Here is a 13,172-nt window from a genome sequence, read left to right on the forward strand (position 1 = left end):
ATGGGCATAGATTGAGTCTATGCCCATCATGTTATATACCGTGTCATTATTGAAAATTATTCCAACTTAATCCAAAACGCGCTAAATATTTTTTCACTCGGTCGCTATCATTTGTTGTATTACGTTGTTGGCGTGATACTGAAAAGAGTTGTCTTCCTGCCTCTGCCATTGATTTTGAATTTTCGCAGACTTTGAGTACACCTCGTAATTGAATCTGATCAAATTCATCTATTTGTTCCAGCTGCTCAGGACTTAAATACCTCAACAGAATATCTGCATCTTTATCATTGTAAGATTCATCCTGAATAAGCCAAAGCTGCTTTAGACGTTGAATTTCTTTTTCTACAGCATCACGACGAATTAACTCACCTTGAGATAAAGTTGCCAACCGAGTTACGCTCGCTGCTAAATCTCTAAAATTCCCTTGCCACGATGCATCTGCTGATTTAGCAAATTTTAAATATATTTCTAAGGCATCACGTTGAAAACGTAATTGTCTTTGATGAATTGCAGCAAAACGCTGTAGCTCAAAATCAATATTGGGCGCAATATCTTCTACACGGTCTTTTAAATTTGGCAAGAAGAATGTCCATGTATTCAAACGGGCCCATAAATCTTCACGGAATCGACCAGCTTGAACTTCATTACGTAAATCACGGTTAGTACCTGCAATTAGCTGAAAGTCGGCCTGGATTTCTTTATCACTTCCAACAGGAAAAAAGCTTTTGTCTTCTAAAGCTTTTAGCAGCATGGCTTGTTCATCAAGTCCTAATTCACCAATTTCATCTAAAAATAAAATACCTTGGTCAGCACTTTTTAATAAACCAGCACGAGAGGCAGCGGCTCCCGTAAATGCACCTTTTATATGACCAAATAAGGTCGACATGGCACTATCTCCACGTAAGGTTGCACAGTTAACATCGATAAAACGGCCACTTAATTGAAATTTATCTTTCTTTAACTGAAAAATTTGTTTTGCCAAATGAGACTTACCAACCCCTGTCGCACCCATGATTAAAATAGGCGCGCTAGATCGGGTTGCGACTAACTCAACCTCCTCAATAAGCTGATTAAATGCTTTATTATGAGTAGAGATATTTGCTTTAAGTTGCTGCCAATTTTGTTTTTGTTCATCATCGAAGCGCTGTTTTAAAACATCGTATCGAGACAAATCCAAATCAATAATTCTATATTCACCTTCTGATGTCTTTTGTTGATTAGGTGAACTTTGAATGAGTTGAGCTGGTAAGTAATGTGCATCTACCAATAAATACCAACAAATTTGAGCAACATGCGTTCCCGTTGTGATATGCAGTAAATAGTTATTTTTTTCAACATCAAACGGATAGGTTTTTACAAAATCATAAAGTGCTCCATAAACTTCAGCAAAATCCCAAGGATCTTTAATACTGATCCTATGTCCAGAAACCTGTGTTTGTGGAGAAATTTCTTTCGCGTCTGCTGCTATAGATTTAACTAAATTATGATGTTGTCGATCGTGTAAAAGTACCAATTCATCTACAAGCAAATCTTCATGCATTAACAGGCTAATCGTAGGACGCCAACGCTGCCAACGATCTGGCTTTCTCCCCTGATCAAGTGTAGAACCGACAAAACCAATAACGACTGTTTTCTTTGCATCCGCCATAATTTCTATAAAATTTTATAAGTGTCTATAATATACAATACGCATTTGCCCCAAAAATTCCAAGAATATGCTTCATTTTACTTTTTTAGGCACATCTTCAGGTGTACCCACCCTGACACGTAATGTTTCAGGATTAGCAGTTCGTAACAGTAAAAATAAGGACTGGATTTTAATTGATGCTGGCGAAGGGACACAGCACCGCATTCAACAAGCCAAACTTTCACTACAAAACCTAGTTGCCATTTGTATTACACATGTTCACGGCGACCATTGTTATGGTCTAGTTGGTTTATTGGCAAGTGCAGGCATGAATGCCCGTAGCAAACCCTTAATCGTGATTGCACCGAAAGAAATTCAGCAATGGTTTGAAATCACTGCCCAGCTTACAGATTTATATTTGCCCTATTCCCTTCAATTTATTGATGTAAATGAAGCAACGCAGCCACAACAGATCATTGACGAATTCATTGTTCAGGCACACCCTCTAAGCCATCGTGTTCCAAGTTTTGCTTTTAGCATTTATATCAAATCTATTCAGAAGAAGTTAGATACCCAAGCTTTAACTCAGCTTGGCGTACCTAAAGGCGATATGTGGGGCCATTTAAAACGAGGCTATGATGTTGAGTTTGAAGGGCGAATTTTAAAATCTCAAGACTTTATCAAAATTCAAAATCAGCAGATTCATGCAATTATAGGTGGTGATAATGATCGGCCAGAATTATTAGCCGATGCTTGTAAGGATGCTCAATTACTTATTCATGAAGCAACTTATTTGCAAACAGTCTTAGATAAAGTAGGTAAAGGACCAATGCACAGCTCAGCAAAAATGGTGGCTGAATTTGCTGAGCAGCAATCTCTAGACAATTTAATTCTGACGCATTTTAGCCCCCGACATCAGGATAAAGCTGGGCAGCAAGCTATTACTGAAGAAGTTCGTCAGTTTTATAAAGGTCATTTTTATTTAGCAAATGATTTTGATGAATTTACTTTAAGTGAAGCTGGACAGCTTTTAAAAGTTGATAAAAACGAGAAGACCCATTAAATAAATATATCCAAAAAGATATTTAAATATATTTTTAGATATCTTTTAAATATTAAAATTTCCAACAGAAATTAGTTACACAGAAAGAATAATTATTTTTATATATAATTTTCAATAACTTATATTTTAAATTAAGTGTATTTTTAAAAGTTGGCACACTCAGTGCAATCGTACAAAGCACACAACATCATTGGGATATTGTGAATAACACCTGCCTGCAAACGCTTGGCAGGCAGGCTTTGAAAGGAAAAGAAAATGTCTGTCATTGAAGAAATTAACCAACAAGCTCAGTTTGAACAAAAGCAGCAACAACGATCTTATGAAGTTCTGCAAAATGAAAAAAGTATGCCAGTCAAAATGTGGACTAAAGGCGTGCTTGTTGATGACAACTCAAAACAACAATTATTACAAACAGCTCAAATGCCTTTTATTTATAAATGGATGGCTGTTATGCCAGATGTACACTTCGGTTTAGGAGCAACTATTGGTAGCGTAATTCCAACTAAAGGGGCAATTATTCCTGCTGCTGTGGGTGTAGATATTGGTTGTGGAATGATGGCAACCCGTACAAGCTTAACTGCTTCAGATTTACCAGATAACTTACATGCTCTACGTAGTGAACTTGAACGATTAATTCCCCATGGAATGACTAAGCGCGGACGTGATCGTGGTTCATGGGAAACTCCACCAGAAATGGTAGATCAAGCTTGGGCTGATCTGGTTGCAGATTTTGAATATATTTGCGCAAAACACCCACGTTTAAAAAACACCAACAACCACAAACATTTGGGAACTTTAGGTACTGGAAACCACTTTGTAGAAATCTGTTTAGATGAGCATGATCATGTCTGGATTATGTTGCACTCAGGTTCTCGTGGTGTAGGAAATGCTATCGGTAATCATTTTATTGAACTTGCACGTAAAGACATGCAGAAACATTTCATTAATTTGCCAAATAAAGATTTAGCATACCTAGTGGAAGGAACTGAACATTTTGATGATTACTGGTTTGCGGTAGGTTGGGCTCAACGCTTTGCGATGAAGAACCGAGAAATCATGATGCAATCTGCAATTAAAGCCTTGGCTACGATTGTACCAAAGCCTTTTCAAGCACGTTTGGAAGCAGTGAACTGTCACCATAACTATGTGGAAAAGGAAGAACACTACGGTGAAGAAGTGATGGTCACCCGTAAAGGTGCGGTCCGTGCGCGCTTAGGTGAATATGGAATTATTCCAGGTTCAATGGGTGCGAAATCATTTATTGTTCGGGGGCTTGGAAATCAGGAGGCTTTCTGCTCATGTTCGCATGGTGCAGGCCGTGTTATGAGCCGTACTGAAGCCAAACGACGCTTTACTGTTGAAGATCAGATTGCACAAACTGAAGGTGTGGAATGCCGTAAAGATGCTGCTGTTATTGATGAGATTCCATCAGCATATAAACCAATTGAGGATGTAATGAAAGCTCAAAGCGATTTGGTTGAAGTGGTATATACCTTACGACAAGTGGTGTGTGTTAAGGGTTAATCATGGAAAAAAGATTGTTCAGATATTCGAAGTTATAGAATCAGGGCAAATGAAGAAAAGCATCTGATTCTACCTGAGCAGCCCTATTACATCATCTTAGTAGTGGAAAGTACTCAAATTCTGCCTGAATGGCGTAATTGAATGTGTGAGCAGATTGTCTATTCCAAACATTGTATTCAAGCGATGGTTACAGAATATGAGTGTTCTATTTGGGATGATGTCCTAGATGAAAACTATCTAGTTCTTTATAACTATCAACCACCAGTCGATCATTGCTTTATGACAACTTGGTATGAAGATGAAACGTTAGAAGACATTACTGAATGTGCAAAAATTACTATGCAATTAAAAGATATTTCGAACTTAGTAATTGTACATATTGAATAAAAGGTAAATAAAATGAAACTCGCAGAAGCACTTTTACTTCGAAGCGATCAACAAAAAAAGCTTGCTTCGTTAAAACAACGAATTAATGCCAATGTATTGGTACAAGAAGGTGATGAACCTAGTGAAGATCCAAATGAGCTCATCAAACAAGTATTCGCTTTAACTCAGGAAAGCAATCAATTGATTTGTCGTATTCATTTGACCAATGCAAAAGCAAAACTGGAAGATGGCAAAGTATTGTTGTCCCTATTAAGCTTACGCGATAGTTATGCTGAACAGCATAAGATTTTAATCGATGCGATTGCCAATACACATCGAGAACCTGATCGTTATAGCTCACGTGAAATTAAGTGGAAGAAAGTCATTCCTGTTTCTAGCTTACAAAAGCAGGCGGATGATATCAGTGCGAAACTCCGTGACTTAAACGTTAAAATTCAGGCTGCTAATTGGCAAATTGATCTAATCGATTAAACAATAGATTTTGTGAAATCATTTTCACAATCAAAGTTTGGACATACTGGGCGAGTACAAGATCCTGCATTACTCCGATCTGAGGGATTGAAAATAATTCAGGCGGCTATGGCAGCATGTGAGCCGTGCATCGATATTCACTTATCAGGCTCAGCACTATGCACCTACTAAACCTTTGTCAAAAGCAAAGTCACGCGTTACTTCGCATTACCATGTACTGACAGTATGTTCATTAAATTAGAAAATAAGGAAAATATAAGTGAATACAGTTTTGGCAAATATGCCAAAAGCCATTCAAATTGATGGCTCGCAAGGTGAAGGTGGTGGACAGATTTTAAGAACCGCCCTTGCCCTTTCAATGATTACAGGTCAGCCGTTTGAATTAATTAATATACGTGCTGGGCGTAAAAAACCAGGTTTAATGCGTCAACATTTGGTTTGTGTACAAGCATCTCAACAAATTAGCCAAGCTTATGTAGAGGGTGCTGAATTACATAGCCAACGTTTATATTTCGCACCTCAGCATGTTCAAAGTGGTAAATATCAATTTCAAATCGGTTCAGCGGGTAGTACAACACTGGTTTTACAAACGCTTCTACCTGTTTTGTTATTACAAAATGAAGCTACCGAACTCACCATTTCAGGGGGTACACATAACCCACTTGCACCAACGGCAGATTTTATTGAACACTGCTTTTTACCTGCTCTAACAAAGATTGGAATTAACGTCGATTTTAGATTAAATAAAGCTGGCTTTTTTCCAATTGGTGCGGGTGAAATTCAAGTTACCATTCAGCCATGGCAACATCGAAACAGCTTAAAGTTATTAGATCGTGGTGCTTTGCAATGCAATGAAGCTTTTGCAGCAGTATTAAATCTTTCAGAAGAAGCACAGATAGCACAACGTGAATTAATCACATTAAGTAAAAAACTAAACTTAAGCTCTCAGCAACAATTTCATTTAAATGGAATTAGCCAAGGCAATACAGTCTATGTGAAAGTTACTCATCAATATCACACTCAACTGTTTACAGCTTTAGGTGAGATGCGCAAAAGTGCAGAGCAAATCGCTGATCATTTAGCAAAAGATGTAAATCTATATTTATCTTCGCAGGCTGTTGTAGATGAGTATTTGGCAGATCAATTACTTCTACCTTTAGCTCTAGGTCAAGGTGGTGAATTCACCGCACAATGTATTAGCGAACACACTCGTACTCAAGCAGCCATGATTAAAAAATTTATTGATTGTGAAATCGAATTTGTCGAGTTAAATCCACATCATTTTCATGTAAAAGTTAAAGTTTAAGAAGCTCATAATTGAGCTTCTTATCTCTTAAAAAATTACTCTACAGATGCCAAAGCGGTTACTAGTAGCTTCCAGCATTTCTCTACAGTATCAACTTTAACTCGTTCGCCCGGTGCATGTGCACCTTGAATATCCGGTCCAAACGAAACCATCTGTAAATGTGGGTAATGTTCAGCAATAATCCCACATTCTAAGCCTGCATGAATTACTTTTAGATTTGGCTCAATATTAAATGCATTTTGATAGGCTTGTTGTAAGCACTTTAGAGCAGCCGAATCTGGATTTGGTGTCCAACCCGACACTAACGGCGTAAGTGTAGAGCCGATATTAAACTGGCTAAAATGTGCCTGAATTTTTTCTGCAAAATCTTGAGCTTCTTGGTTCACCATTGAACGAACCATTAAGACAGCTTTTCCACCTTCTCGATTTAGTCTCACCACCCCAATGTTATTTGAGGTTTCAACTACATCTGGTAGAACCTGACTCATACTTGCAACACCATAAGGACTTGTTGCCAAAGCTTGCAACCATTCATTTTGCTGTTGTTGAGTAATCACTTCAGTCACTTCAACACCAGTGGATTGAATACTTAATTGCAAGTTGTCATCAATACCCTTTAGCTGTTCTTTCCATGCCGTTTGATATTCAGCAAGTAACTTTTCTAGGCTTGATAACTGATTAGGCGAAATTGCAATAGTTGCCACTGCTTCTCGCGGTAAAGCATTACGGGCCGTACCACCTGTAAACTCAACAAGATGCCCACCTAGAGAGGCTAAATATTGATTTAAAAAACGGGACAGAATAACGTTGGCATTGCCACGTCCTAAATGAATATCTACGCCAGAGTGACCACCTTTAAGGCCAGCCACCTGAATATTCACTACCGTAAAATTTTCAGAAATTGGTTCATAATTAAGCGGTTGCTCAACTTCAACATCAATACTACCAGCACATCCGAGATACAACTCGCCCCACTCTTCTGTATCAATATTAAATAGCCACTTCCCTTTTAGTACACCTGCCTGTAAAAGTCGCGCACCACTCATCCCTGCTTCTTCATCAACTGTTAGAAGAACTTCTATTGGGCCATGAGCAATATCATTTGAATCTAAAACAGCTAAGGCCAAAGCTACCCCAATGCCATTATCAGCGCCTAAAGTAGTGTCTTTGGCAATTAACCAGCCATCCTCAAGAACTGGACGAATCGGGTCTTTAAAGAAGTCATGTACCGTACCAATATTGGCTTGTGTAACCATATCTAAATGGCCCTGAAGAATAACTCCAGACACATGTTCTTTACCCAGAGTCGCATTTTTGCGGATAATCAAATTACCAACTTCATCTACATAAGTTTCTAAATTCCGACTTTCGGCCCAGTTTTGTAAAAACTCACGAAGTTGCTGTTCATGCTTTGACGGACGAGGAATAGTACAAAGTGTTTGAAAATGCTGCCAAACGACTTGAGGAGATAATGCGGCAATATCAACTTGTGTCATGAAAACTACACTCTAATTATGTAAATATCTTAATAATTTCAATATACACAAAGCATTAAAGATAGGTAGCGATTTCGGGAAAGATTTTGTATTTTTATATTTAATTTAAAGAAATTGTACGACTTTTCTAAAAAGCCGTACTTCACAAATAAGTCTTAACAATAATATATTTAGCTTTTCCACTCAAATGCTGAAAAGCTATGATCGGCTTTCAAGCTATTTTCAACAGCCTGTGCAAGCTGACGAATAATACTTTGTGTTTCGATTTTCTCAAACCAGTCTTGTTCTTCATCAGGATTGGCAGAGATTTCACACATTAAATGCCCATCATGGTCTGTTTGCTGGCAAGTAATAGACAATGGTAAAAGGTGATTATCAATACTTACTTCCACCTTTTCATGTTCATGCACAATATGCTGTGCATCAAAACCATAATTCCCCAGTTGTTTAAACAGTAAAGCCGCTACATATTCTTGAGTGATATGGCATTCATTTGGTGGATGATCAAGCACCCCATGTTGTGGGCAACTGGCAATAAATTGTAATTTTTTCATCCTTTGTCCTAACACTTTTATCATTATCTGCACTTAGCATAAGCAATAAACAAACAGCAGCCAAGCCTTTAGCTCGCTGCTGCCGTTGCTATTGTGTTAGCAATTATAAAATGTGTTAGGTAAAAAGTTATTGGCTAACTTCAATCGTTAAGCCTGCACGATTCGCCAACTCAGTAAAAGTTGGGAAACTTGTAGCAACAGTCTCAGTACCGTGAATTGTAATCGGACCAGAAGTACGAAGACCTGCCATACTAAAACTCATGGCAATACGGTGGTCATGGTGTGATTCAATTTCACCACCAGCAAAGATTGGTGACCAATCACCAGATTTGCCTTTACCTTCGATAATGATGCCATCTTCAGTAGGTGTGCAATCAATGCCCATGATTTTTAAACCATCTGCCATAACTTGAATACGGTCAGATTCTTTCACGCGAAGCTCTGCTGCACCTGTTAATACTGTTTGGCCTTCAGCACAAGCCGCTGCAATAAATAAGGCTGGGAATTCATCAATTGCTAAAGGCACTTGGTCTTCAGGCATGTGAATGCCTTTAAGCGTGCGTGAACCTTTAATATGAATATCAGCAATAGGCTCTCCACCAGCGATACGCTCATTTTCAACAGTCAGGTCAGCACCCATCTGTTTTAAAATTTCAATTACGCCAGTACGTGTTGGATTAATACCTACCGCTTCCAAAACAACGTCTGCACCTTCAGTAATTGCAGCACCCACCATGAAGAAAGCAGCAGATGAAATATCAGATGGTACTTGAATATTAGTACCCACTAACTTACCGCCGCCCACAAGGGAAATTTTATTGCCTTCAGTTTTAACATCATAGCCAAATGCACGAAGCATACGCTCTGTATGATCACGTGTTGGTTCCGGCTCAGTTACCGAAGTTTCACCTTCAGCCCATAAACCAGCTAGTAAAATACCCGACTTCACCTGAGCAGATGCCATAGGTAAATCGTATTGAATACCTTTTAATTGCTGACCACCAGTAATGCTTACAGGTGGTGTACCTTTCTCACCTGTTGTTTGGATTTGCGCACCCATTAAACGTAATGGCTTAGCAATACGCTCCATTGGACGTTTAGAGAGCGAAGCATCACCTGTCATAACAGAATCAAACTTTTGTGCAGAAAGCATACCTGAAAGCAAACGCATGCTTGTTCCAGAATTACCCATATACAACGCACTTGCTGGTGCTTTTAAGCCATGCATGCCTACACCATGGATGGTTACTTCGCCATTCTTAGGGCCTTCAATGCTTACACCCATATCACGGAAAGCTTGTAAAGTTGCTAAAGCATCTTCACCTTCAAGGAAGCCAGTTACATGAGTCGTGCCTTCTGCAATAGCACCAAACATAATGGAGCGATGTGACACAGATTTGTCACCCGGTACGGTAAATTTACCTTTAAAAGCCTTATTTCCCGGTAAGATACTGAATTGCTGTGTCACCTTATTTTTCTCCATTAAAGGTTTTTTGGCTAACATATGATTGAAATGCTGACGTGCTGCCTGAGCATGGCCGAGTAAACCCATTAATGCATGAGAATCTTCGTTTTCAATCAATTTTCTAAGTACGGTAAGTTGTTTCTCGAAGCCATCTACAGCATTTAATATGGCTGTTTTATTGGCAAAGAAAATGTCATGCCACATTTGAGGATCACTGGCAGCAATTCGTGAAAAGTCACGAAAACCACCCGCTGCATAACGGAAAATATCAAGATTATCTTCACGGTTTGCAAGTTGCTCGACCAGATTAAATGCCATTAAGTGCGGTAAATGGCTGGTATGCGCCAAAACCTCATCATGTTTGGCAACATCCATACATATCACTTCAGCTTTAGCAGCTGACCAAAGTTGAATCAGTTTCTCAACTGCCCATTCTGCACTGGTTGGTAATGGCGTCAAAATCACTTTGTGATTTGCAAAGAGATCGACCTTACCTGCGTGGACACCCGTGTGTTCACTTCCCGCAATCGGATGCCCAGGAACAAACCCTGCTGGTAAATCTTCACCAAATACAGCTTTTGCTGCATCTACGACATTACCTTTTGTACTTCCCACGTCAGTTACAATTGTGGTTTCTGACAAATAAGGTTTAATTTGCTCAAGCACTTTTTGAGTGGCACGCACTGGCAAGGCTAAAACAACTAAATCCGCCCCTTTCACAGCTTCTACAGGATCGGAAAACCCTTCTTGTATTAAGCCAAGTGATTTTGCATCTTCTAAAGTTTTCTGCGAACGTGTAGATGCCACAATAGTTGTCGCCAACTTTTCTGCAACAATAACGCGAGCCAAACTCGACCCAATGAGTCCTAAACCAATAAATGCAACTTTTTTAAATAGGGGTTGTGACATAACTTCAACTTTGCTTTTGCTCAACGTTATTTAAAGCTTTGAGCAATTTGTTTTTTAAGCATAATGACATGTCCATCTTGATACATGTCATTATTCCAACATGAGTGATTAAAGAACAGCAGCAGGATAAGAACCTAAAATACGAAGTTCTTTTACCATTGGACGAATCTCATTAATTGCCGCAGCCACATTTTCCTGATCGATATGGCCTTCTAAGTCAATAAAGAATACATATGCCCATTTTTCAGGTAGTGCTGGGCGAGTTTCAATACTCGTTAAGCTGATATTATGTTTTGCAAACGGCGCTAAAATTTCTAATAAAGCACCTGCACGGTCATGCGCTGAAATTAATAACGATGTTTTGTCATTGCCACTTTGTGGAATTTTTTCACGGCCAATCACTAAGAAACGAGTAGTATTTTCCGGATTATCTTCAATATTGCTATGCAAGATTTCAAGGTTATACATGCCTGCTGCAATATCAGACGCGATCGCTGCTGAATGCCATTCATTGCGAATACGGCGTGCAGCTTCTGCGTTTGAGTTTAAGGCAACACGTTCAACACCCGGATAATGTGCGTCTAACCACTGACGACATTGAGCCAAAGTTTGCTGATGCGCATAAATCTGCTTAATACTATCTTTACGTGTATTTTCAGAAACAAGGAATTGATGATGAATACGTAATTCAACTTCACCAATCACATTTAAATTCGAAGTTTTAAAACAATCTAAAGTATGGTTTACGATACCTTCAGATGAGTTTTCAACCGGAACTACACCGTAATGCGCACTACCCGCTTCTACTTCACGGAATACTTCATCAATAGTGGGTAGCGGACGGACAACCGCATCTTTACCAAAATGTTTAAGTACGGCAGATTGAGTAAAAGTACCTTCTGGTCCTAAAAATGCAATACTTTGCGGAGCTTCTAGAGCAAGGCAAGCAGACATAATTTCACGGAACAAACGGGCCATAGTTACGTCAGATAAAGGCCCTTGATTGCGCTCCATAACTTTACGTAAAACTTGTGCTTCACGTTCAGGACGATAAAACAAAGGATTCTCTTCAGAAGCAAATTTAGCTTTCGCAACAGCTTCAGCAAGGCTTGCGCGGCGATTTAATAACTCTTGAATCTGTTGATCTACGCTATCAATATCTTCGCGAATTTGTTCTAAACTAAGAGAAGTCGTTTTGTTTTGATCATCGTTGATCATTGGAAGGCAGCCTCAGCAAAATCATCTTTTAAACGAGAGTATAACAATAGTCGGCTTTGATTTGTTAGGCAATATGGGTGTATGGGCTTTTTTCATTAATCCGGCTCGAACCTTTGTATAAGATCACTTTATTTGATAATGATTTTCATTTATTATTTGACTTATAACATTTTCTTAACTTTATTATGCTTAAATCTTTTTTCTTTTTATCTTGTAATTTCTTTCTAGGCTCTTTAATAAGTAGTTCCGTTTTGGCTCAAGCCCCTGTAAAAAATCAATCAAAAATCGATTTTCACAACAATCAGGCCCAGTTCCAAATCAAATCTAAAAATACTGGACATGAATACCTTATTCAAATTTATAAACCACCTGTTGCCCCACCCCAACATGGTTATCCGGTACTTTATATATTAGATGGTAATGCAACATTTCCAAGCGCAATGAATATTGCCCAGTCGATTGGATCAGGCTCTGCAAAATTAGGTTTAGATCCGCTCATTATTGTAGCTGTGGGCTATCCTCAGCAAAAAACCTTTGATGTGCAAAAACGCGCTTATGATTACACCCCAAAACCTTCTGCCGAGTTTCAAGCACAAGGTAAATATAAATATGGTGGTGCTGACCAGTTTATTGCTTTTTTAAATAATGAGCTTAAGCCTGAAATCGCTAAACAGTTTCCAATTAATAGCCAACAGCAAAGTCTCTATGGGCATTCTTTTGGAGGATTGTTTGTGCTTTATCATTTTTTTCAAAAACCTACTGCCTTCCAACGTTACTTTGCTGCAAGCCCTTCTCTCTGGTTTGATCAAGGCATGTTATTTCGAGAATTAGAACAATGGCAAAGTCAAAAGCAAACCGTGTTCCCAATGCTGATGACGACAGTCGGTACACATGAACAAGGTGGGCCACATACCCAGTTTAATCAAAGAATTAATAAAGACGATTTCTTTAAAGTCTTAGAAAATAAACGTTCAGACCAATTTACTTATTGGCATTTCAATAATCCTGCTGAACAGCATATCACCAATTTGTATGCGAGCTTACCTAAAGCGCTTATGTTTGCTTCATGCCAAAATCTAGAAAGCTGTAAATCTTTATTCGATGAACCATCGCAGAAAACAGCTAAATAATAAAAAAGCCTACTCAAAGGTA

10 protein-coding genes and 1 pseudogene are annotated in these 13,172 nt (G+C 38.7%); 6 read left to right on the forward strand and 5 right to left on the reverse strand.

All coding sequences use genetic code 11. The features are described 5' to 3' along the window. Positions 1 to 46: 46 nt before the first annotated feature. Positions 47 to 1,648 (reverse strand): RNA repair transcriptional activator RtcR, encoded by a 1,602-nt coding sequence (rtcR, locus tag KNQ97_RS02835; RefSeq protein ID WP_000752591.1) that lies wholly within the window; start codon positions 1,646 to 1,648, stop codon positions 47 to 49. Positions 1,649 to 1,715: 67 nt separating this feature from the next. On the opposite strand from rtcR, the gene KNQ97_RS02840 reads away from it, so the two are divergent. The 5 genes and pseudogenes from KNQ97_RS02840 to rtcA all read left to right on the forward strand — a co-directional run bounded on the left by KNQ97_RS02840 (position 1,716) and on the right by rtcA (position 6,378). Next, the gene (locus tag KNQ97_RS02840) at positions 1,716 to 2,690 is read left to right on the forward strand and encodes a ribonuclease Z (RefSeq protein WP_002058965.1); all 975 of its coding nucleotides are present in this window, start codon (positions 1,716 to 1,718) and stop codon (positions 2,688 to 2,690) included. 255 nt (positions 2,691 to 2,945) lie between these two features. Next, a complete protein-coding gene (locus tag KNQ97_RS02845) occupies positions 2,946 to 4,214 on the forward strand; it encodes an RtcB family protein (protein WP_000110891.1) in 1,269 nt (422 codons plus the stop codon). Positions 4,215 to 4,238: 24 nt separating this feature from the next. Then, positions 4,239 to 4,601: pseudogene (locus tag KNQ97_RS02850) on the forward strand (hypothetical protein). A 12-nt stretch (positions 4,602 to 4,613) separates the two neighbouring features. Then, positions 4,614 to 5,072 carry a DIP1984 family protein gene (locus KNQ97_RS02855; protein ID WP_000761351.1) on the forward strand — a complete coding sequence of 153 codons (459 nt, stop codon included), beginning with the start codon at positions 4,614 to 4,616 and terminating at the stop codon, positions 5,070 to 5,072. A gap of 259 nt (positions 5,073 to 5,331) precedes the next feature. Further along, on the forward strand, positions 5,332 to 6,378 hold the full coding sequence (rtcA, locus tag KNQ97_RS02860) for an RNA 3'-terminal phosphate cyclase (RefSeq protein ID WP_057694348.1): 1,047 nt from the start codon (positions 5,332 to 5,334) through the stop codon (positions 6,376 to 6,378). A 35-nt stretch (positions 6,379 to 6,413) separates the two neighbouring features. On the opposite strand, the gene KNQ97_RS02865 is transcribed toward rtcA, so the two are convergent. From KNQ97_RS02865 to pheA, 4 genes are all read right to left on the reverse strand, one after another. Further along, positions 6,414 to 7,874, reverse strand: coding sequence for an aminoacyl-histidine dipeptidase (locus tag KNQ97_RS02865; protein ID WP_253611791.1), 1,461 nt, complete (start codon positions 7,872 to 7,874; stop codon positions 6,414 to 6,416). 170 nt (positions 7,875 to 8,044) lie between these two features. Next, on the reverse strand, positions 8,045 to 8,428 hold the full coding sequence (locus tag KNQ97_RS02870; RefSeq protein WP_000735997.1) for a hypothetical protein: 384 nt from the start codon (positions 8,426 to 8,428) through the stop codon (positions 8,045 to 8,047). 127 nt (positions 8,429 to 8,555) lie between these two features. Then, positions 8,556 to 10,802, reverse strand: coding sequence for a bifunctional prephenate dehydrogenase/3-phosphoshikimate 1-carboxyvinyltransferase (locus KNQ97_RS02875; protein WP_000082052.1), 2,247 nt, complete (start codon positions 10,800 to 10,802; stop codon positions 8,556 to 8,558). Between the two features lie 108 nt (positions 10,803 to 10,910). Further along, positions 10,911 to 12,020: a prephenate dehydratase gene (gene pheA / locus KNQ97_RS02880; protein ID WP_000606364.1), complete on the reverse strand. Its 1,110-nt coding sequence runs from the start codon at positions 12,018 to 12,020 to the stop codon at positions 10,911 to 10,913. 185 nt (positions 12,021 to 12,205) lie between these two features. On the opposite strand from pheA, the gene KNQ97_RS02885 reads away from it, so the two are divergent. After that, a complete protein-coding gene (locus KNQ97_RS02885) occupies positions 12,206 to 13,150 on the forward strand; it encodes an alpha/beta hydrolase (RefSeq protein ID WP_148561477.1) in 945 nt (314 codons plus the stop codon). Positions 13,151 to 13,172 lie beyond the last annotated feature (22 nt).

The organism is Acinetobacter sp. UC24323 (assembly GCF_024151445.1).
GTDB classification, from domain to species: Bacteria; Pseudomonadota; Gammaproteobacteria; order Pseudomonadales; family Moraxellaceae; genus Acinetobacter; species Acinetobacter baumannii.

Bases quoted from the DNA above. Each gene is read 5' to 3' on its own strand.
- rtcR (WP_000752591.1), bottom strand. From the start codon at position 1,648: ATGGCGGATGCAAAGAAAACAGTCGTTATTGGTTTTGTCGGTTCTACA.
- KNQ97_RS02840 (WP_002058965.1), top strand. From the start codon at position 1,716: ATGCTTCATTTTACTTTTTTAGGCACATCTTCAGGTGTACCCACCCTG.
- KNQ97_RS02845 (WP_000110891.1), top strand. From the start codon at position 2,946: ATGTCTGTCATTGAAGAAATTAACCAACAAGCTCAGTTTGAACAAAAG.
- KNQ97_RS02855 (WP_000761351.1), top strand. From the start codon at position 4,614: ATGAAACTCGCAGAAGCACTTTTACTTCGAAGCGATCAACAAAAAAAG.
- KNQ97_RS02865 (WP_253611791.1), bottom strand. From the start codon at position 7,874: ATGACACAAGTTGATATTGCCGCATTATCTCCTCAAGTCGTTTGGCAG.
- KNQ97_RS02870 (WP_000735997.1), bottom strand. From the start codon at position 8,428: ATGAAAAAATTACAATTTATTGCCAGTTGCCCACAACATGGGGTGCTT.
- KNQ97_RS02875 (WP_000082052.1), bottom strand. From the start codon at position 10,802: ATGTCACAACCCCTATTTAAAAAAGTTGCATTTATTGGTTTAGGACTC.
- pheA (WP_000606364.1), bottom strand. From the start codon at position 12,020: ATGATCAACGATGATCAAAACAAAACGACTTCTCTTAGTTTAGAACAA.
- KNQ97_RS02885 (WP_148561477.1), top strand. From the start codon at position 12,206: ATGCTTAAATCTTTTTTCTTTTTATCTTGTAATTTCTTTCTAGGCTCT.